Consider the following 517-nt stretch of genomic DNA (forward strand, 5'->3'; position numbering starts at 1 on the left):
TACGGTCACCGACAAGAACGACGGCAAGCCGATCGAGGGCGCGATCGTCACGCTCAAGGGGCCGGCCGGTGAACGCGTCATCACCACCGACGCAAAGGGCCGGTGGAAGGCTCAGGCGCTGGTCGGCGAGAACACCGTGCAGGTCGAGGCGCCGAACTACGTCACCGCCAGCCACCCGGTGACCATCGCCAAGAAGGATCAGGCCGAGGTGGTCGACACGGCGTTGACGACCGGCGTCGCCACCGTCACCGGAGGTGACTTCGACTGGCTCCTCGACAAGGCCCAGAAGGCGACGGCCGACGTGACAGTGACCAACAGCGGCTCCGCCCCGCTTGAGGTGCGGATCAGCGAGCAGAAGCGCACCAGCGACGGTGGGCACGAGGCTGCCGACCTTGCCTGGCTGACCCTCACGGGCCCGGCCGCGACCGGCACGGTCACGCTCGCGGCCGGCGAATCCACCACGGTCACGGCGACGGCCGACAACGCCGGGGTCCAGCCCGGCGTGCTCGTCGGAGAC

General features: G+C 69.8%; 1 protein-coding gene. It reads left to right on the top strand.

Going from position 1 to position 517, the window contains the following annotated elements; genetic code table 11:
* Positions 1–517, top strand: a 517-nt coding sequence (locus tag F6X68_RS33065; RefSeq protein WP_151457882.1) for a carboxypeptidase regulatory-like domain-containing protein, incomplete at both ends; no start/stop codon positions are given.

The sequence above is a fragment of the Micromonospora sp. AMSO12t genome, assembly GCF_008806585.1.
Taxonomy (GTDB): domain Bacteria; phylum Actinomycetota; class Actinomycetes; order Mycobacteriales; family Micromonosporaceae; genus Micromonospora; species Micromonospora reichwaldensis.